This is a genomic window from Streptomyces sp. NRRL F-5755 (genome assembly GCF_001279365.1).
Lineage (GTDB): Bacteria > Actinomycetota > Actinomycetes > Streptomycetales > Streptomycetaceae > Streptomyces > Streptomyces rimosus.
Genome location: NZ_LGCW01000295.1, coordinates 73,228 through 93,702 on the forward strand (window position 1 = coordinate 73,228; position 20,475 = coordinate 93,702).

At 73.5% G+C, this 20,475-nt stretch carries 1 pseudogene; it reads right to left on the bottom strand.

Annotation, left to right across the window (positions count from 1 at the left end):
* Nucleotides 1-84: 84 nt before the first annotated feature.
* A pseudogene (locus tag ADK86_RS45780) lies at nucleotides 85-20,379 on the bottom strand (type I polyketide synthase).
* Nucleotides 20,380-20,475: the final 96 nt, after the last annotated feature.

Below are 20,475 nucleotides of genomic sequence, written 5' to 3' on the forward strand. Positions count from 1 at the left end.
CCCACCGGCCCACCGGCCCGCAGGAAGGAAACGCCCCCTCCCCGACATTCCATCGGGGAGGGGGCGTTCTTTCGGCTCGTCCTGTCAGTTCAGGCCGAGTTCGTTGTCGAGGAGGTCGAAGACCTCTTCGTCGGAGGCGGACTCGAAGTCGAAGTCCTCGTCGGCCGGGGAGCCGTCGCGTCCGGCCGCCGGGGCCGTGTCCCGCAGGGCCTGCCACTTCGCCCGGAGGACTTCCAGGCGGCCGGCTATCTGCTCGTGCACCTCCTCCGTGATGACGAGTTCACCGAAGCCCTTCTCCAGCCTTTCGAGTTCGCCCAGGAGCGTTTCCGGGCCGAAGGACGGCTCGGGTGCGATGCGGGTCTGGAGGTGGTCGACGAGTTCCGCGGGCGTCGGGTAGTCGAACAGCAGCGTCGCCGGCAGGCGGATTCCCGTGAGGGCACTCAGCCGGTTGCGGAGTTCGACCGCGGTGAGGGAGTCGAAACCGAGGTCCAGGAAGGCGCGGTCCTCATCGATCTCCGTGTCCCCGCCGTGTCCCAGAACGGCCGCGACCTGGCCGCGTACGGCATCGAGGACGACCTCGCGTCCCTCCGCCGCCGACAGACCGGTCAGCCGCTGGGCGAAGGCGACCGCGGCGTCGCCGTCGGTCGCGGCCACCGCCGTACGCCGGCCCGAGGTCCTGATCAGGCCGCGCAGCAGCGGGGCCACCTCGCCCTGCCGGCGCAGGCCCGCCAGGTCCAGGCGAGCGGGGACGGTCGCGGGCTCCTCACTGGCGAGGGCCGCGTCGAACAGCGCCACGCCTTCCTCGGCCGACAGCGGCGGCATACCCGAGCGGGCCATGCGCTGGACATCGGCGTCCGTGAGGGTGCCGGTCATACCGCTGTTCTGGGACCAGGGGCCCCAGGCGAGCGACGTGGCCGGGAGGCCCTGCGTCCGGCGGTGGTGGGCCAGCGCGTCCAGGAAGGCGTTACCGGCCGCGTAGTTGGCCTGGCCCGCGCTGCCGAAAGTGCCGGCCACGGAGGAGAACACCACGAACGCGTCCAGGGCCAGGTCCTTGGTCGCCTCGTGCAGGTTCCAGGCCGCATCGACCTTCGGACGCAGTACGGCCGCCAGCCGCTCCGCAGTCAGCGACTCCACCACGCCGTCGTCCAGGACACCGGCCGTATGCACCACGGCGCTCGGCTCGTAACGCGTGACCAGGTCGACGACAGCCGCCGCGTCGGTCACGTCGCACGCCTCGACCACCGCCTCGGCGCCGTGGTCCCGCAGCTCGGCCACCAGCCCCTCGACGCCCTCGGCAGCCGGCCCCCTGCGGCTGACCAGCAGCAGACTCCGTACCCCGTGCTCAGCCGCCAAGTGCCGGGCGACAATGCGGCCGAGACCACCCGTACCACCGGTGATCAGCACCGGGCCGGAGGTGTTCCAGCTCAGGGGCTGCTGGGCCTCGGTACGGGCCAGGCGCGCCGCCAGCACCTCACCGCCGCGTATCAGCAACTGCGGCTCGTCCGACGCCAACACCTGACGGATCAGCGTCGCATCGGCGTCGTCTTCCACATCCACCAGACCGAAGCGGCCCGGATGCTCCGACTGCGCCGACCGCACCAGACCCCACACCGCCGCACCCGCGAGATCCGCACCCGACACCGCACCCCGCGTCACGAACACCAGACGCGAAGCCGCGAACCGCTCATCCGCCAGCCACGACTGGACCACGCCCAGCGCCTCGGCCGCCACGGCGTGAACGGACTCCACCGTCCCCGCGGCCCCGGCCGCCGGCGGGACGAGCACGGTGCCGTGGTCGCCTGCCTCCGCGAGGTCGTCGAGATCCGTGCGGGGCTGGAGCGCGAGGCCGTCGAGGATGCCTTCGGTGTCCTTGCCGAGCAGGGCGAGGGAGTCCGCGCGCTCGCCCATGAGGGGTACGCCGGTCCAGTCGACCTTGAAGAGGGCGTCACGGTCGCCGGTCCGGAGCTGTCCGGTGGTGATCGGCCGCACGGTCAGGGACCGTACCGAGGCCACCGGGGCGCCGGCCGTGTCGGCGACGGCGATCGAGCTGCCGTCCTCGGTGGGACGGATGCGTACCCGCACCCGGGAAGCGCCGGTGGCGTGGAGCGTCACTCCGTTCCACGAGAAGGGGACGGCTCCTTCGTCCGCTCCCCCGGCGCTCACCAGCGACGCGTGCAGCGCGGCGTCGAAGAGGGCGGGGTGCAGACCGTAGGCGTCACCGTCGGTGCCCTCGGGGAGCGCCACCTCGGCATAGATGTCCTCGCCCGCCTGCCAGACCGCGCGCAGGCCCTGGAACACCGGGCCGTACTCGAATCCGGCGTCCGCGAACCGCTCGTAGCAGCCCGCCACCTCAAGCGGCTCGGCGCCCTGCGGGGGCCACACGGCGGCATCGAACGGCACCGCCTCGGCGGGGGCCGGGGTCAGGGCGCCGCTGGCATGCAGCGTCCACGGGCCCTCACCTTCGCGCGAGTGCACCGACACCGAGCGGCGACCGTCGTCGTCGGGCTCACCGACCCAGACCTGTACCTGGACCGCGCCGCCCGTGGCAGGCAGCACCAGGGGCGCGGCGAGTGTCAGCTCCTCCACCGCACCGCAGTCCACCTCGTCGGCCGCTCGTAGCACCAGTTCGACCAGCGCCGTACCGGGGACCAGGACGGAGCCCAGCACCACATGATCCGCCAGCCACGGATGCGACGACACCGACAGCCGCCCCGTGAACAGCAAGCCATCGGAGCCGGCCAATTCCACGGCCGCGCCCAGCAGTGGGTGCCCCGCCGAGCCAAGACCGGCCGACCGCACATCACCCGCACGCGCCGCCCCGCCCGCAGGCCAGAACCGCTCGTGCTGGAACGCGTACGTCGGCAGGTCCACCCACCGCGCACCCGAACCCGCGAAGACGGCCGACCAGTCGACCGGCATGCCGCAGGCGTGCAGTCGGGCCAGGGCCGTGAGCAGCGCCGGTGCCTCGGGCCGGTCCTTGCGCAGTACGGGGGCCAGGACCGAATCGTCCGTCGCGGACTCGGTGGCGAGTGCGGACAGGGCGCCGTCGGGGCCGAGTTCCAGGAAGGCCACGACGCCCTGCGCGGTCAGCGCGCCGACCCCGTCGGCGAACCGTACGGCCTCGCGGACGTGGCTGACCCAGTACTGCGCGGAGCACAGCTGTTCCGTGGCGGCGGGTTCGCCGGTGACGTTGGAGATCACGGGGATGCGTGGCTCTCCGTACGTCATGCCGTCGGCGACAGTCCGGAATTCCTCCAGCATCGGTTCCATGAGAGGCGAGTGGAAAGCGTGCGAGACCCGAAGGCGGGTCGTTTTGCGGCCCTCGCCCTCGAAGTGCCGCGCAATCGCCAGTACGGCTTCCTCGGCGCCCGAGACCACGACCGACGACGGGCCATTGATCGCCGCTATCGACACCTCTTCCGTCAGATGCGGAAGGATCCCGGCCTCCGTCGCACGGATCGCCACCATCGCCCCGCCGGCAGGCAGCGCCTGCATCAGCCGACCACGCGCCGCCACCAGCGCACAGGCATCGGGCAGTGAGAACACGCCGGCCACATGCGCGGCGGCGATCTCGCCGACGGAGTGTCCGAGGAGCTGGTCCGGGCGTACGCCCCACGTCTCCAGCAGGCGGAACAGGGCGACCTCGATGGCGAACAGGGACGCCTGGGTGTACGCGGTCTGGTTCAGCAGTTCCGCGTCCTCGCCCCAGACGATCTCCCGCAGGGGGCGGTCCAGGTGCTCGTCCAAGGCGGCGCACACCGCGTCGAACGCCTCCTTGAAGGCCGCGTATTGGCCGTACAACTCCCGGCCCATGCCCAGGCGTTGCGACCCCTGGCCCGAGAACAAGAACGCCAGCTTGCCCGAGCGGGCCCGGTCCTGCGCGACGACGGCCGCTTCGCCGCGGCCCTCGGCCAGGGCGGACAGCGAGCTCAGCAGCTCCTCCCGGTCCGCGGCCAGGATCACCGCGCGGTGCTGGAACGCCGAGCGGCCGGTCGCGAGCGAATAGGCGACGTCCGTGACCCGCGGGCCCGGTTCGCCGTCCAGACGGGACAGCAGCCGTGCCGCCTGGGCGCGCAACGCCGGCTCGCTCCGGCCGGACAGGAGCACCGGCACCGGTGCATCGGAGTCGGCCGTCCGGTTTTCGGCATCGTCCGGTCCGGCATCGTCCGGTTCGGTGTCGGGCGTGACCGGTTCGGGCTGCTCCAGGATCACGTGTGCGTTGGTCCCGCTGATTCCGAAGGAGGAGACGGCCGCGCGGCGCGGCCCGTCGCTCTGCGGCCACTCGGCCTCGGAGGTCAGCAGCTCGACGGCGCCCGCGCTCCAGTCCACGTGCGTCGAGGGCTCATCGACGTGCAGCGTCCGGGGAAGGACGCCGTGGCGCATGGCCAGCACCATCTTCACGATACCCGCGACGCCCGCAGCCGCCTGCGCGTGGCCGATGTTGGACTTCACCGATCCCAGCAGCAGCGGCCGGTCTTCCGGTCGCTCCTGACCGTACGTGGCCAGGAGTGCCTGCGCCTCGATCGGGTCGCCGAGCGTCGTCCCCGTACCGTGCGCCTCCACCGCGTCGACATCGGCGGCGGACAGGCCCGCGCTGGCCAGCGCCTGCCGGATGACCCGCTGCTGCGACGGGCCGTTGGGCGCCGTCAGACCGTTCGACGCGCCGTCCTGGTTCACCGCTGATGCCCGTTGCGGCGCGCGTCCGACAGCCGTTCCAGCACCAGGAATCCCGCGCCTTCGGCCCAGCCGACGCCGTCGGCGGCATCGGCGAACGCCTTGCAGCGCCCGTCCGGGGAGAGCCCGCCCTGGCGGGTGAACTCCACGAAGGTCAGCGGCGTCGACATCACCGTCACACCGCCCGCGAGCGCCAGCGAGCACTCCCCCTGGCGCAGCGACTGCGCCGCCAGGTGCAGGGCCACCAGCGACGACGAGCACGCCGTGTCCACCGTGACCGCCGGGCCCTCGAAGCCGAAGGTGTACGACACCCGGCCCGAGGCGACACTGCCCGCGCTGCCGCTGCCCTGGTAGCCCTCGAACTCGCGCCCGGAGAGCAGCGACGAGTAGTCGTGGTACATCACGCCCGCGAAGACGCCCGTACGGCTGCCGCGCAGGGTGGCCGGGTCCATGCCGGCGCGCTCCAGCGCCTCCCAGGTCGTCTCCAGCAGCAGCCGCTGCTGGGCGTCGGTGGTCAGGGCCTCGCGGGGGCTCATGCCGAAGAACTCGGGATCGAAGTCCGCCGCGTCGTGGAGGAAGCCGCCGGAGCGGGTGGCGATGGCGCCCTCGCGGTCGGGGTCGTAGGTGTCGTCGATCTCCCAGCCGCGGTCGGTGGGGAAGCCGGAGACCGCGTCCACCCCTTCGGAGACCAGCTGCCACAGGTCCTCGGGCGAGGTGACGCCGCCGGGGAAGCGGCAGCTCATGCCGACGATCACGACCGGGTCGTCCGTCAGGGACGGGAGGGCGGACACCGGGAGCGGCGTCTCGGTCTCCGCGCCGAACAGCTCGTCGAGGAGGTGGCTCGCCAGGGCGTCGGCCGTCGGGTAGTCGAACACGGTCGTCGCCGGGAGCCGCAGGCCGGTGGCCTTGCCCAGCAGGTTGCGGAGTTCGATTGCGGTCAGCGAGTCGAATCCGAGGTCCTGGAAAGCCCGGTCCGGGGCGACCGTCTCCGGGCTCGCGTGGCCCAGGACCGTGGCGATCTGCGTACGGACGACGTCGAGCAGTGCCTCGCGCCGCTCCGCCGGGGACAGCCCGGCCAGGCGCTGCGCGATGCCGGAGGCCGCGGCGGCGCCGGTACGGCGGGTCCTCGTACGGATCAAGGAACGCAGCAGCGGGGGCACCTCGCCCTGCTCGCGCAGGACCGCGAGGTCCAGACGGACGGGGAGCGCCAGGGGCTCCGCGCTGCCGAGGGCGGCGTCGAAGAGGGCCGTGCCTTCCTCGGCCGACAGCGGGGGCATGCCCTGCCGGGCGATGCGCTGGACGTCGGCGTCGGTGAGGGTGCCGGTCATACCGCTGTTCTGGGACCAGGGGCCCCATGCCAGGGACGTGGCCGTGAGGCCCGCGGCCCGGCGGTGGTGGGCCAGCGCGTCCAGGAAGGAGTTACCGGCCGCGTAGTTGGCCTGACCCGCGCTGCCGAAAGTACCGGCCACGGAAGAGAAGACCACGAAGGCGTCCAGGGCCAGGTCCTTGGTGGCCTCGTGCAGGTTCCAGGCCGCGTCCACCTTCGGACGCAGTACGGCCGCCAGCCGCTCCGGGGTGAGGGATTCCACCACGCCGTCGTCCAGGACACCGGCCGTATGCACCACGGCGGTCGGCTCGTAACGCGTGACCAGGTTGGCGACAGCCGCCGCGTCGGTCACGTCGCACGCCTCGACCACCGCCTCGGCGCCGTGATCCCGCAGCTCGGCCACCAACTCCTCGACGCCCTCGGCAGCCGGACCGCTCCGGCTGACCAGCAGCAGACTCCGTACCCCGTGCTCAGCCGCCAGGTGCCGGGTGACAATGCGGCCCAGACCACCCGTACCACCGGTGATCAGCACCGGGCCGGAGGTGTCCCAGCTCAAGGGCTGCTGGGCCTCGGTACGGGCCAGCCGTGCCGCCAGCACCTCACCGCCGCGTACCAGCAGGTCGGGTTCGTCGGTCGCCAGCGCCTGCGGCAGCACCGTCGTATCGGCGTCCTCCGCCAGGTCCACCAGGCCGAAGCGGCCCGGGTTCTCCGACTGCGCCGACCGGACCAGACCGCGTACGGCGGCGCCCGCCAGATCCGCGCCGGTGACCGCCCCGCGCGTGACGAACACCAGACGCGAGGTGGCGAACCGGTCGTCGGCCAGCCACGACTGGACCATTTCCAGCGCCCAGGCGGTCGCCGCGTGGACGGAGTCCACCATTGCGGCGGTGTCGGCGGGCGGCGCGACCAGGACGGTTCCGGGCACGTTCGCGCCGGTCAGGGCGTCCAGGTCCGCGTAGGTGCGCAGCGGCTCGCCCTCCGGGCCGGTGCCGGGCTCGACACGCTCGTCCGTGAGCGGGACGGGGGCCCATTCGACCTTGAACAGGGCGTCGCGGTCGGCGGTCCGCAGCTGTCCGGCCGAGAGCGGGCGTATCACCAGCGCATCCACGGAGGCGACCGGCGCACCGGACGTGTCCGCGATCGCGACCGACAGCGCGCCGGCCGCGCCGCGGATGCGTACCCGCACCCGGGAGGCGCCGGTGGCGTGCAGGGTCACTCCGGTCCACGAGAACGGGACGGCGCCCGCTTCGCCGCCGCCCAGCGCTGCCGCGTGCAGCGCGGCGTCGAAGAGGGCGGGGTGCAGACCGTAGGCGTCGCCGTCGGTGCCCTCGGGGAGCGCCACCTCGGCATAGATGTCCTCGCCCGCCTTCCAGGCTGCCCGCAGGCCCTGGAAGGCCGGGCCGTACGTGAGCCCGGCGTCGGCGAGTGCGTCGTAGCAGCCCGCCACCTCCAGCGGCTCCGCGCCCTGCGGAGGCCATACGGCAGCGTCGAAGGAGGCCGTTGCGGCTCCGGTGGTGACCGCGCCCTCGGCGTGCAGCGTCCAGGGGGCCTCGCCTTCGCGCGAGTGCACCGACACCGGTCGGCGACCGTCGTCGTCGGGCTCGCCGACCCAGACCTGTACCTGAACCGCGCCACCCGAGGCAGGCAGCACCAGGGGCGCGGCCAGGGTCAGTTCCTCCAGCAGGTCGCAGCCGACCTCGTCGGCCGCTCGCAGCACCAGTTCGACCAGCGCCGTACCGGGGACCAGGACGGAGCCCAGCACCACATGATCAGCCAGCCACGGATGCGACGAGACCGACAGCCGACCGGTGAACAGCAGCCCGCCCGAGCCCGCCAGCTCCACCGCCGCACCCAGCAACGGGTGCCCCGCCGAGCCCAGACCGGCGGACCGCACATCGCCTGTACGTGCCGCCCCGCCCGCAGGCCAGAACCGCTCATGCTGGAACGCGTACGTCGGCAGATCCACCCACCGCGCGCCCGAACCGGCGAACATTTCCGCCCAGTTCACGCTCGCGCCCCGGACGTACAGCTGCGCCAAGGCGCCCAGCAGCGTCGTCTCCTCGGGGCGGTCCTTGCGCAGGACGGGGGCGAGTACGGCCTCGTCCGATGCCGTCTCGCGGGCCATCGCCGTCAGCACACTGTCCGGGCCGAGTTCCAGGAACCGCGTGGCCCCTGCCGTGCGCAGCGCCCCGATTCCGTCCGCGAAGCGCACGGCCTCGCGGACGTGCCGGACCCAGTAGTCGGCGTCGGCGAGCTGGTCGGGCTCGGCGAGTTCGCCCGTCAGGTTGGACACGACGGGGATCGCCGGCGTGCCGAACGACAGCCGTGCCACGACCGTGCGGAAGTCCTCCAGCATCGGTTCCATGAGGGGCGAGTGGAAAGCGTGCGAGACCCGGAGACGGGTGGCTTTGCGGCCCTCGCCCTCGAAGTGCCGCGCAATCGCCAGTACGGCTTCCTCGGCGCCCGAGACGACGACCGACGACGGGCCATTGATCGCCGCTATCGACACCTCTTCCGTCAAATGCGGAAGAATTTCGGCCTCCGTCGCCCGGATCGCCACCATCGCCCCACCGACGGGCAGCGCCTGCATCAACCGGCCGCGTGCCGCCACCAGCGCACAGGCATCGCCCAGCGAGAACACCCCGGCAACATGCGCCGCCGCTACCTCACCGATCGAATGCCCCGCAACGAAGTCCGCGTGGACGCCCCACGACTCCGCCAGCCGGTACAGCGCCACCTCGATGGCGAACAGCCCGGCCTGCGCGTAGGCCGTCTGGTTCAGCAGCTCGGCGTCCTCGCCCCAGACGACCTCCCGCAGAGGGTGCTCCAGGTGCTCGTCCAAGGCCGCGCACACCGCGTCGAAGGCGTCCGCGAACACCGGGTAGCGGCCGTACAACTCCCGGCCCATGCCCAGACATTGCGATCCCTGGCCCGAGAACAGGAAGGCCGTCTTCCCCGCATCGGCCGGGCCTTCCGCCAGGCCGGGGTCGGTCTCGCCCGCCGCGAGTGCGGACAGGGCCCGCACCAGTGCGTCGCGGTCCTGGCCCCACACCACGGCACGCCGGGCGAACGTCGACCGTCCGGTCACCAGCGAGTGGCCGATGTCCCGTGCGGACAGCGTGTCGTCGCCGGTGACCAGGGGCAGCAGGCGTGCTGCCTGGCCGCGCAGCGCGGCCTCGTTCCTGCCGGACAGCACCCACGCCAGCGCGCCGGGCCCGGTCGCCGGGACGTCCGTTCCGGCGTCGGCCGCGACCGGCTCGGGCTGTTCGAGGATGACGTGGGCATTGGTCCCGCTGATGCCGAAGGAGGAGACGCCGGCGCGGCGCGGCCCGTCGCCCTGCGGCCATTCGGCCGCGGAGGTCAGCAGTTCCACGGCGCCCGCGCTCCACTCGACGTGCGTCGAGGGCTCGTCGACGTGCAGCGTCCGCGGGAGTACGCCATGGTGCATGGCCTGCACCATCTTGATCACGCCGGCGACGCCCGCGGCCGCCTGCGAGTGGCCGATGTTGGACTTCACCGAGCCCAGCAGCAGCGGCCGGTCCTCGGGCCGCTCCTGGCCGTACGTGGCCAGCAGCGCCTGCGCTTCGATCGGGTCGCCCAGTGCCGTCCCCGTGCCGTGGCCCTCGACCGCGTCCACGTCCGCCCCGGACAGGCCCGCGCTGGCCAGCGCCTGCCGGATGACCCGCTGCTGCGACGGGCCGTTGGGCGCCGTCAGACCGTTCGACGCGCCGTCCTGGTTCACCGGCGTCCGACAGGCGCTCCAGCACCAGCATGCCGACGCCCTCGCCCCAGCCGACACCGTCGGCCGCCTCGGCGAACGCCTTGCAGCGGCCGTCCGCCGACAGGCCGCGCTGCCGCGAGAAGTCCACGAACGTCGTCGGCGTCGACATCACCGTCACACCGCCCGCCATGGCCAGCGAGCACTCACCGGACCGCAGCGCCTGCGCGGCCAGGTGCAGGGCGACCAGCGACGACGAGCACGCCGTGTCCACCGTGACCGCCGGGCCCTCGAAGCCGAAGGTGTACGACACCCGGCCGGAAGCGATGCTGGCGGCACTGCCGTTGCCCCGGTAGCCCTCGTACTGGTCGCCGACCATGATCTCGCTGTAGTCGGTGTACATCACGCCCGCGAAGACGCCCGTACGGCTGCCCCGGAGCGTGGCCGGGTCGATGCCCGCCCGCTCGATGGCCTCCCAGGTCGTCTCCAGCAGCAGCCGCTGCTGGGCGTCCGTCGCCAGGGCCTCCCGGGGGCTCATCCCGAAGAATTCGGGGTCGAAGTCGCCCGCCTCGTGCAGGAACCCACCGGAGCGGGTGTACGAGGTGCCGAGCGCTTCGGGGTCGGGGTTGTAGAGCGCGTCCACGTCCCAGCCGCGGTCGGCGGGGAAGTCCGAGACGGCGTCCACGCCGTCCGACACCAGCCGCCACAGGTCCTCGGGCGAGGTGACGCCGCCCGGGTAGCGGCAGCTCATGCCGACGATCACCACCGGATCGTCGGCCGTGGCCGTCGGCATCCGCGCCGGCAGCGCTTCGTCCGCGGCCTTCTGCGCGCTGAACAGCTCGTCCAGCAGGAAGTCGACGAGCGTACCGGCCGTGGGGTAGTCGAAGACGGTGGTCGCCGACAGGCGCATGCCCGTCGCCTTGTTGAGCCGGTTGCGCAGCTCGACGCCGGTCAGGGAGTCGAAGCCGAGTTCCTGGAAGGCCCGGTCGGGGTCGACCGTCTCCGGGCTCGCGTGCCCCAGGACCGTGGCGATCTGCGTACGGACGACATCGAGCAGCGCCTCGCGCCGCTCCGCCGGGGACAGCCCGGACAGGCGCTCCACCAGCCCGGCGACCGCGGCCGAGCCCGCGACCACCGAGCGCCGCGCGCGGGTCCTGATCAGGCCGCGCAGCAGCGGGATCACCTCGCCCTGCTCGCGCAAGGTCGCCAGATCCAGGCGGACGGGGAGCGCCATGGCCTCGGGGCCGCCAACGGCGGCGTCGAAGAGGGCCACGCCCTCCTCGGCCGACAACGGCGGCATGCCCTGACGGGCGATGCGCTGGACGTCGGCATCGGTGAGGGTGCCGGTCATGCCGCTGTCCTGGGACCACGGGCCCCACGCGAGCGACGTGGCCGGGAGGCCCTGAGCCCGGCGGTGGTGGGCCAGCGCGTCCAAGAAGGTGTTACCGGCCGCGTAGTTGCCCTGGCCGGCGCTGCCGATCGTCCCGGCCACGGAGGAGAAGACCACGAACGCGTCCAGGGCCAGATCCTTGGTCGCCTCGTGCAGGTTCCAGGCCGCGTCCACCTTGGGACGCAGTACGGCCGCGAGCCGCTCGGGGGTGAGGGATTCCACCACGCCGTCGTCCAGGACACCGGCCGTATGCACCACGGCGGTGGGCGTATGACGGGTAACGAGGTCGGCTACGGCGGTCGCGTCGGTTACGTCGCACGCCTCGACGACGGCTTCGGCGCCGTGGTCCCGCAGCTCGGCCACCAGCTCATCGACGCCCTCGGCAGCCGGACCGCTCCGGCTGACCAGCAGCAGACTCCGTACCCCGTGCTCCGCCACCAGATGCCGGGCGACAACCCGGCCCAGACCACCCGTACCACCGGTGATCAACACCGTGCCGGACGGGTCCCACGTCATCGCCTGCTGCGCCTGCGACCGCACCAGCCGCGCCGCCAGCACCTCACCGCCGCGTACGAGCAGCTGCGGCTCATCCGTCGCGAGTGCTCGCGGCACCAGCGCCACATCGGCGTCGTCCGCCAGGTCCACCAGGCCGAAGCGGCCCGGGTGCTCCGACTGCGCCGACCGCACCAGGCCCCATACCGCCGCACCCGCGAGATCCGCACCCGACACCGCGCCCCGCGTCACGAACACCAGACGCGAAGCCGCGAACCGCTCATCCGCCAGCCACGACTGGATCACATCCAGCGCCTCGGCCGCCATGGCGTGAACAGAGTCCACCGTCCCCGCGGCCCCGGCCGTCGGAACCATCAGCACCGCACCCGGCACGGCGCCGCCCGCCGCCAAGGACTCCAGGTCCGCGTACTGCTCGAACGACGAGTCCGGGAGGGAACCGAGCACCGCGACGGTCTCCCCGGCCCCGGCCGAGGGAAGCCGTACGGGATTCCACTGGAGCCGGAACAGCGCGTCCCGGCCCACCGTGTCGGTGCCGCTTTCCCACTGGTCCGCGGAGACCGCCCGTACGACGAGCGCGCCGATGGAGGCGACGGGCCCGCCCGCGGTGTCGGCGACGTCCACGGAGACCGTGTCGGCGTCGTGCCGGGTGATCCGCACCCGTACCGCAGCGGCGCCGGAGGCGTGCAGCGAGACGCCCTCCCAGGAGAAGGGCACGACCTGCCCGTGGGTTCCGTCGACGTTGACGATGTGCAGGGCCGCGTCGAGCAGCGCCGGGTGCAGGCCGTAGCCGGACGCGTCGCCCTCGGCCTCCTCGGGCAGGGCGACCTCGGCGAACACCTCGTCGCCCCGGCGCCATGCGGCGCGCAGGCCCTGGAAGTGCGGGCCGTAGTCGAATCCGCGGTCGGCCAGGCCCGGGTAGAGGCCGGTCAGGTCGACGGGCTCGGCGTCGGCGGGCGGCCAGGAAGCGGCGAAGTCGATGTCGGTCGCGGGTGGCTGCGGGCCGGTGGAGAGTGTGCCGGTGGCGTGCTGCACCCACGGGTGGTCGCCGTCGCCCTCCGCCCTGGAGCGCGCGCTGAATGCGCGGCGGCCCGTCTCGTCGGCGGGGCCCACGCGCAGTTGGAGGTGCACGCCGCCGTGTTCGGGCAGGACGAGCGGGGTGGCCAGGGTCAGTTCGTCCACGCGGTCGCAGCCCGCCTCGTCGGCGGCGCGGATCGCCAGTTCGACGAATGCCGTGCCCGGCAGCAGCACCGCGCCCATGACGGCGTGCCCGGCCAGCCAGGGGTGGGTGGCGAGCGACAGGCGCGTGGTGAACAGCAGGCCGTCGCCGTCGGGCAGTTCCAGGGCGGCGCTGAGCAGGGGGTGTCCGGCCGCTGCGAGACCGGCGGCACCGAGGTCCCCGGTACGGGCCGGGTCGGGGGTCGGCCAGAACCGCTGGTGCTGGAAGGCGTACGTCGGCAGGTCGATGGCGTGCGCGTCCCGGCCGGAGAGGCCGGTGAGGAACGCGGTCCAGTCGATGTCGGCGCCGTGTACGTGCAGTTCCGTCAGGGCCGCGAGGAGCGTTGTCTCCTCGCGGCGGTCCTTGCGCAGGACGGGGACGAGAACGGCCTCCTCGGGAGTGCCGCCGTCGGCGGCCCCGTCCGGCAGCGACTCGCGTGCCATCGCCGAGAGCGTGCCGTCGGGCCCCAGTTCCAGGAAGCGCGTCACGCCCTGAGCGCGCAGGGCGCGGACGCCGTCGGCGAACCGGACCGCCGCGCGGACATGGGTCACCCAGTATTCGGGGGTGCGCAGTTGGTCGGGGGTGGCGAGTTCGCCGGTGACGTTCGATACGACGGCCAGTTCCGGTTCGCCGTAGGAAAGGCCCTCGGCGACGGCCCGGAATTCCTCCAGCATCGGTTCCATGAGGGGCGAGTGGAAAGCGTGCGAGACCCGGAGGCGGGTCGTTTTGCGGCCCTCCTCCTCGAAGTGCCGCGCAATCGCAAGTACGGCTTCCTCCGCGCCCGAGACCACGACCGACGACGGGCCGTTGATCGCCGCTATCGACACCTCTTCCGTCAGATGCGGAAGAATCTCGGCCTCCGTCGCACGGATCGCCACCATCGCCCCGCCGACGGGCAACGCCTGCATCAGCCGGCCACGCGCCGCCACCAGCGCACAGGCGTCGGGCAGCGAGAACACTCCGGCCACATGCGCCGCGGCGATCTCGCCGACGGAGTGCCCGGCCACGTACTGCGGCCGTACGCCCCAGGACTCCACGAGCCGGAAGAGGGCCACCTCGATGGCGAACAGCGCGGCCTGCGCGTAGGCCGTCTGGTTCAGCAGCTCGGCGTCCTCGCCCCAGACGACCTCCCGCAGGGGGCGGTCCAGGTGCTCGTCCAAGGCCGCGCACACCGCGTCGAAGGCGTCCGTGAAGGCCGCGTATTGGCCGTACAACTCCCGGCCCATGCCCAGACGCTGCGAGCCCTGACCCGAGAAGAGGACGGCGTCCGGGCCGGTCCGGGCGGTGCCGGTGGCCACGGCGGGGTCGGGCTCGCCCGCGGCCAGTGCGGCCAGAGCGCGCAGTGCGGCGCCGTGGTCGTCGGCGCGGACGGCCGCGCGGTGGGCGAAGGCCGCGCGGCGCGTCATCAGCGTGTACGCGGTGTCCGTGAGCCGGGGCGCGGGCTCGCGGCCGAGGTGGGCGTGCAGGCGGGCCGCCTGGGCGCGCAGGGCGCTCTCGGTCTTGGCGGAGAGCAGCAGCGGTGCCGGCCCGTCGGGAGCGGTGGCGGGCGCTTCGGATTCTGTGGCCGGGGGCAGCTCCAGGACCACGTGCGCGTTGGTGCCGCTGATGCCGAATGCGGAGACGGCGCTGCGCCGGGGGTGGCCGGTCTCGGGCCAGTCGGTGTTCTCGGCGAGCAGTTCGACGGCGCCCGCGGTCCAGTCGACGTGCCCGGTGGGCTCGTCCAGGTGGAGGGTGCGCGGCAGTACGCCGTGCCGCATCGCCAGGACCATCTTCATCACGCCCGCCACACCGGCGGCGGCCTGGGTGTGGCCGAGGTTGGACTTCACCGCGCCCAGCAGCAGCGGCTGCTCCGCAGGCCGCCCCTGGCCGTAGGTGGCGAGGAGCGCCTGCGCCTCGATCGGGTCGCCGAGCGTGGTGCCGGTGCCGTGCGCCTCCACGGCGTCGACCTCGGAGGCGTCCAGCCGGGCGTTGGCCAGGGCCTGGCGGATGACCCGCTGCTGGGACGGGCCGCTGGGGGCGCTCAGGCCGTTGGACGCGCCGTCCTGGTTGACGGCGGAGCCGCGGACGACGGCCAACACCTGATGGCCGTTGCGGCGGGCGTCGCTGAGCCGTTCCACGAGCAGCAGGCCGACGCCCTCGCTCCAGCCGGTGCCGTCGGCGGCGGCAGCGAACGGCTTGCAGCGGCCGTCGGGGGACAGTCCGCGCTGGCGGGCGAACTCCACGAAGGAGGACGGGGTGGACATCACCGTGACGCCGCCCGCGACCGCGAGGGAGCATTCGCCCTGGCGCAGCGCCTGTGCCGCCATGTGCAGGGCCACCAGCGAGGAGGAGCACGCCGTGTCCACTGTGACCGCCGGGCCCTCGAAGCCGAAGGTGTAGGAGACGCGGCCGGAGACGACGCTCATCGCGTTGCCGGTGATCCGGTGGCCGCCGGTCTCGTCCTGGGCCGCGTCCAGGACCGTGCCGTAGTCCTGGGTGTTGGTGCCCGCGAAGACGCCGGTGCTGCTGCCGCGCAGCGTCTCCGGGTCGATACCGGCCTGTTCGAGGACTTCCCAGGTCGTTTCCAGGAGCAGCCGCTGCTGGGGGTCCATGGTGAGGGCCTCGCGCGGCGAGATGCCGAAAAAGTCCGCGTCGAAGCCGGCCACGCCCTCCAGGAAGCCACCGTCGCGGGTGTAGCTGGTGCCCTGGTGGTCGGGGTCGGGGTGGTAGATCCGGTCCAGGTCCCAGCCCCGGTCGGCGGGCATCCGGGTGATGGCGTCGCCGCCCTCGGCGAGCAGGCGCCACAGGGCCTCGGGCGAGTCCACCCCGCCGGGGAAGCGGCAGGCCATGCCGACGATCGCCACCGGTTCGTCGAGGGCGGCGGCCGACGCCTGGACGACCGTGGCGGGGCCCGCGGCGCCCAGGACCTCGGAGCGCAGGTACGCGGCGACCGCGACGGTGGAGGGGTGGTCGTACAGCAGGGTGGCGGGCAGCCGCAGGCCGGTGGCGGCGGAGAGCCGGTTGCGCAGGTCGACCGACATCAGCGAGTCGAAGCCCTGCTCGCGGAAGGCGCGCTGGACGTCGACGGTGTCCGGCGAGGGGTGTCCGAGGACCTTCGCGGCCTCTTCCCTGACCGTGGTGACGAGGGCCTGTTCCTGCTCGGCGGGCGGCAGGGCGGCGATCCGGTCGCGCAGGGGGGAGCGTTCCCGGCGCGGGCCGTCCGCGGGGCCGAGCGCGCGGCGGGCCTCGGGCAGGTCGCCGATGAGGGGGCTGGGGCGGACGGCGGTCAGGGCCGGGGCGTACGCGCTCCAGTCGATGTCGGCCACGGTCACGTGCGTCATGTCCTGGGCGAGGGCCTGGCGCAGGGCGGCGAGCGCAGGGGCCGCGGCCATGGGCAGCAGTCCGTCACGGCTCAGCCGGTCGGCCGCGTCGCTGTCGGTGGCCATGCCCTCGCCCGCCCAGGGGCCCCAGGACACGGAGGTGGCCGGGAGTCCTTGTTGGCGGCGGTGCGCGGCAAGGGCGTCCAGGTGGGCGTTGGCGGCGGCGTAGCCGGCCTGCCCGGCATTGCCCAGGACGCCGACGATCGAGGAGAACAGGACGAAGAGGTCCAGGTCCATGCCCTCGGTGAGGTCGTGCAGGTGCTGTGCGGCACGCGCCTTGGGGCGCAGTACGGTCTCGAAGCGCTCGGGGGTGAGCGCGGCCAGCACGCCGTCGTCCAGGACGCCCGCGGCGTGCACGACGCCGGTCAGCGGCAGTTCCGGCGGGATGTCCGCGAGGACGGCCGCCAGCGCTTCGCGGTCGGCGGCGTCGCAGGCGGCGAGGGTGACCTTGACGCCCCGGTCGGTGAGCGCGGCGGCGAGTTCCTGGGCGCCGGGGGCCTGCGGGCCGCGGCGGCCGGTGAGCACGAGGTGTTCGGCCCCGGCGTCGGCCAGCCAGTGGGCGAGGTGGCCGCCGAGGGCTCCGGTGCCGCCGGTGACCAGGACGGTGCCGTGGATGCTCCACCGGACACCGGTGTCGCCGCCGGGGGCGATCCTTTCCAGGCGGCGGGCGAAGGTCCCGGCCGGGCGGATCGCGACCTGGTCCTCTTCCGAGGCGAGGGCGTCCAGCAGTGCGGAGACGGTGCGCCGGTCCAGGTTCTCGGGGAGGTCGACGAGGCCGCCCCAGCTCTGCGGCGCCTCCAGGGCGGCCACCCGGCCCAGGCCCCAGATCTGTGCCTGTACGGGGCTGTCGAGCGCGTCGTGCCGGTCGACGGCGACGGCGCCGCGGGTCGCGCACCACAGCGGCGCCTGGACGCCCGCGCTCTCCAGGGCGTGCAGCAGTGTGGTGGTGGCGGCCAGGCCGCGGGGCACGGAGGGCAGGTCCGGGTGGGGCCGCTCGTCCAGGGCCAGGAGGGAGAGCACGCCGTCGAGTGGGGTGTCGGGCCAGGCGATGGGCGCGTCGGGGTCATGGTCGGCGGGCAGTTCGCGTACGTCGGTGTGCAGGCCCTGGTCGTGCAGCGTGTCCAGGAGGCGGGCGGTCCACGGGTCGCCGGTGCCGTCTTCGGGCACCACGACGAGCCAGTGGCCGGTGGCGGCGGGGCCGCCGGAGGCGGTGCGCGGGGTCCAGTGGACGCGGTAGCTGAAGCGGTCCGCGGCGGCCTGCGTCCTGCGCTGCCGGTGCCAGGAGGAGAGGGTGGGCAGGAGGCTGCCGAGGGAGTCCGCCTCGCTGCCGTCGATGGCCAGGACGGCCGAGAGTTCCTGGAGGTCCTCGCGTTCGACGGCCGCCCAGAAGCCGGCCTCGCCCGCTGCGGCGGCGGTCTCCTCCTCGTCGCGGCCCGCCGGGTCCAGCCAGTACCACTGGCGCTGGAAGGCGTAGGTGGGCAGGTCGACGTGCGAGGTGCCGGGCGCGCCCAAGCAGGCGGTCCAGTCGACGCGGTCGCCGTGCGCGAAGGCGGTGGCGACGGCCTCGGTGAGGGCGGGCGCCTCGGGGCGTCCGGTGCGCAGCAGCGGGACGAGCACGGGCGCTTCGAGGGTGGTCAGGCTGTCCTGGACCATGGGCGTCAGGACGCCGCCGGGGCCGATCTCCACGTACGTGGTGACGCCCTCGGCTTCGAGAGTGCGTACCGCGGCGCAGAAGCGCACCGCTTCGCGGACCTGCCGTACCCAGTAGTCGGGTGAGCGCAGGTCCTCCTCGGCGGCGAGCGCGCCGGTCACCGTGGACACGATGGGGATACGGGGCGCGTGGAAGGTCAGGCCGCGCGCGACGCGCCGGAAGTCCTCCAGCATGCCGTCCATGTGCGGGGAGTGGAAGGCATGGCTGACCCGCAGCCGCTTGGTGCGGCGGCCCTGCGCCGCCCAGTGCTCCGCGATCTCGGTCACGGCCTGCTCGTCGCCCGAAATGACGGTGGAATCGGGCCCGTTGGCGGCTGCCAGGGCCACGTCCTCGCGGTCCGCGAGGTGGCCGCGTATCTCCTCTTCGGTGGCCTGGACCGCCACCATCGCGCCGCCTTCGGGCAGCGCCTGCATCAGGGTGCCGCGCGCGGCGACCAGCCGTGCGGCGTCCTGGAGGGTCAGTACGCCGCTGACGTGGGCGGCGGTCAGCTCGCCGATGGAGTGCCCGGCGACGAACCGGGGCGCCATGCCCCAGGACTCGACCAGCCGGAACAGGGCGGTCTCCAGGGCGAACAGGGCGGTCTGCGTGTAGGCGGTGCGGTCCAGCAGGGCGGCCTCGTCGCTGCCTTCCTCGGCGAAGACGATGTCGCGCAGCGGCCGGTCCAGGTGCGGGTCGAGTTCCGCGCACACCGCGTCGAAGGCCGTGGCGAACGCGGGGTACGTCGCGTACAGCTCGCGTCCCATGCCGGCGCGCTGCGAGCCCTGTCCGGCGAAGAGGAAGGCGGTGGGGGCCGTGGCGGCGACGCCGCTGACCAGGCCGGTGGCGGTGCGGCTCGCGGCCAGCGCGTCCAGGCCGTTCAGCAGCGCTTCCCGGTCGTCCGCGACGACGACCGCGCGGTGCTCCATGAGCGTACGGCTGCTCGCGAGGGCGCGCGCGACCGCGGCCGGTTCCAGGTCGGCCCGGTCCCGCAGGTGGCGGCCGAGCCGTTCGGCCTGGGCGCGCAGGGCCTCTTCGGTGCGGGCGGACAGGACCAGGGGCAGCGCGCCCGGCCGGACGGCCGGTTCGGGGGCCGGTTCGGCGTCCTGGGCGGGCGCCTGTTCCAGGATGACGTGGGCGTTGGTGCCGCTGATGCCGAAGGACGAGACGGCGGCGCGGCGGGGCCGGTCGGCGCTCGGCCAGGGCTCGGGCTCCGCGAGGAGCCTGGCGTTGCCCTCGCTCCAGTCGACGTGCCCGGTGGGCTCGTCCAGGTGCAGGGTCCTGGGCAGCTGCCCGTGCCGCATCGCCAGGACCATCTTCATCACGCCCGCGATACCGGCGGCGGCCTGGGTGTGCCCGACGTTGGACTTCATGGCGCCGATCAGCACGGGCCGGTCGGCGGGGCGCTGCTGACCATACGTGGCCAGCAGCGCGTGCGCCTCGACGGGGTCACCGAGGGTGGTGCCGGTGCCGTGCGCCTCCACGGCGTCGATGTCCGCGGCGGCCAGGCCGGCGCCGGTGAGCGCCTGGCGGATGACGCGCTGCTGCGCGGGGCCGTTGGGGGCGGTCAGGCCGTTGGACGCGCCGTCCTGGTTGACGGCCGAGCCCTTCAGTACGGCGAGTACGGGATGGCCGTTGCGCACCGCGTCCGAGAGCCGCTCGACGCACAGCATGCCGACGCCCTCGCTCCAGCCGGTGCCGTCGGCAGCGGCCGCGAACGGCTTGCAGCGGCCGTCGGGCGCCAGGCCGCGCTGGCGGGAGAACTCCACGAAGATCTTCGGCGTGGACATCACGGTCGCGCCGCCCACCAGGGCCATGGCGCACTCGCCGCGCCGCAGCGCGTGCGCGGCCAGGTGCAGGGCAACCAGCGAGGAGGAGCAGGCCGTGTCCACGGTCAGCGCGGGGCCCTCCAGGCCCAGCACGTAGGAGATCCGGCCGGAGGCGATGCTGATGTGGTTGCCGGTCAGCAGGTGCCCGCCGACCTCGTCGGCGCGCCGGCCGCCCTCGGTGTCGTACTCCCCGTGGCCGGTGCCGACGAACACGCCGGTGCTGCTGCCCGCGAGGGATTCCGGGTCGATGCCGGCGCGTTCGACGGCTTCCCACGCGGTCTCCAGCAGCAGCCGCTGCTGGGGGTCCATGGCCAGCGCCTCGCGCGGGGAGATCCCGAAGAAGCCGGGGTCGAACTCGCCCGCGTCGTGCAGGAACCCGCCCTCGCGGGCGTAGCTGGTGCCCTGGTGGGACGGCTCGGGGTGGTAGAGCGCATCCAGGTCCCAGCCGCGGTTGCGGGGGAAGGAGGAGATCGCGTCGACGCCGTCCCGCAGCAGGTCCCAGAGGTCTTCCGGGGACCGGACGCCACCGGGGAAGCGGCAGGCCATCGAGACGATCGCGATGGGCTCGCGCTGCTTCGCCTCGGTCTCGTCCAACTGCTGACGGGTCTCGTGGAGGTCCGCGATCGCGCGCTTGAGGTACTCGCGCAGCTTCTCCTCGTTCGACATCAGGACGCCAATCTTTCGGTGGGATGCCGGCCCGGGGACCCGACACGCACGTTTGACCGTTGCCCCGCCATCTTCGCCGCGGTGGACTGCGGGTTT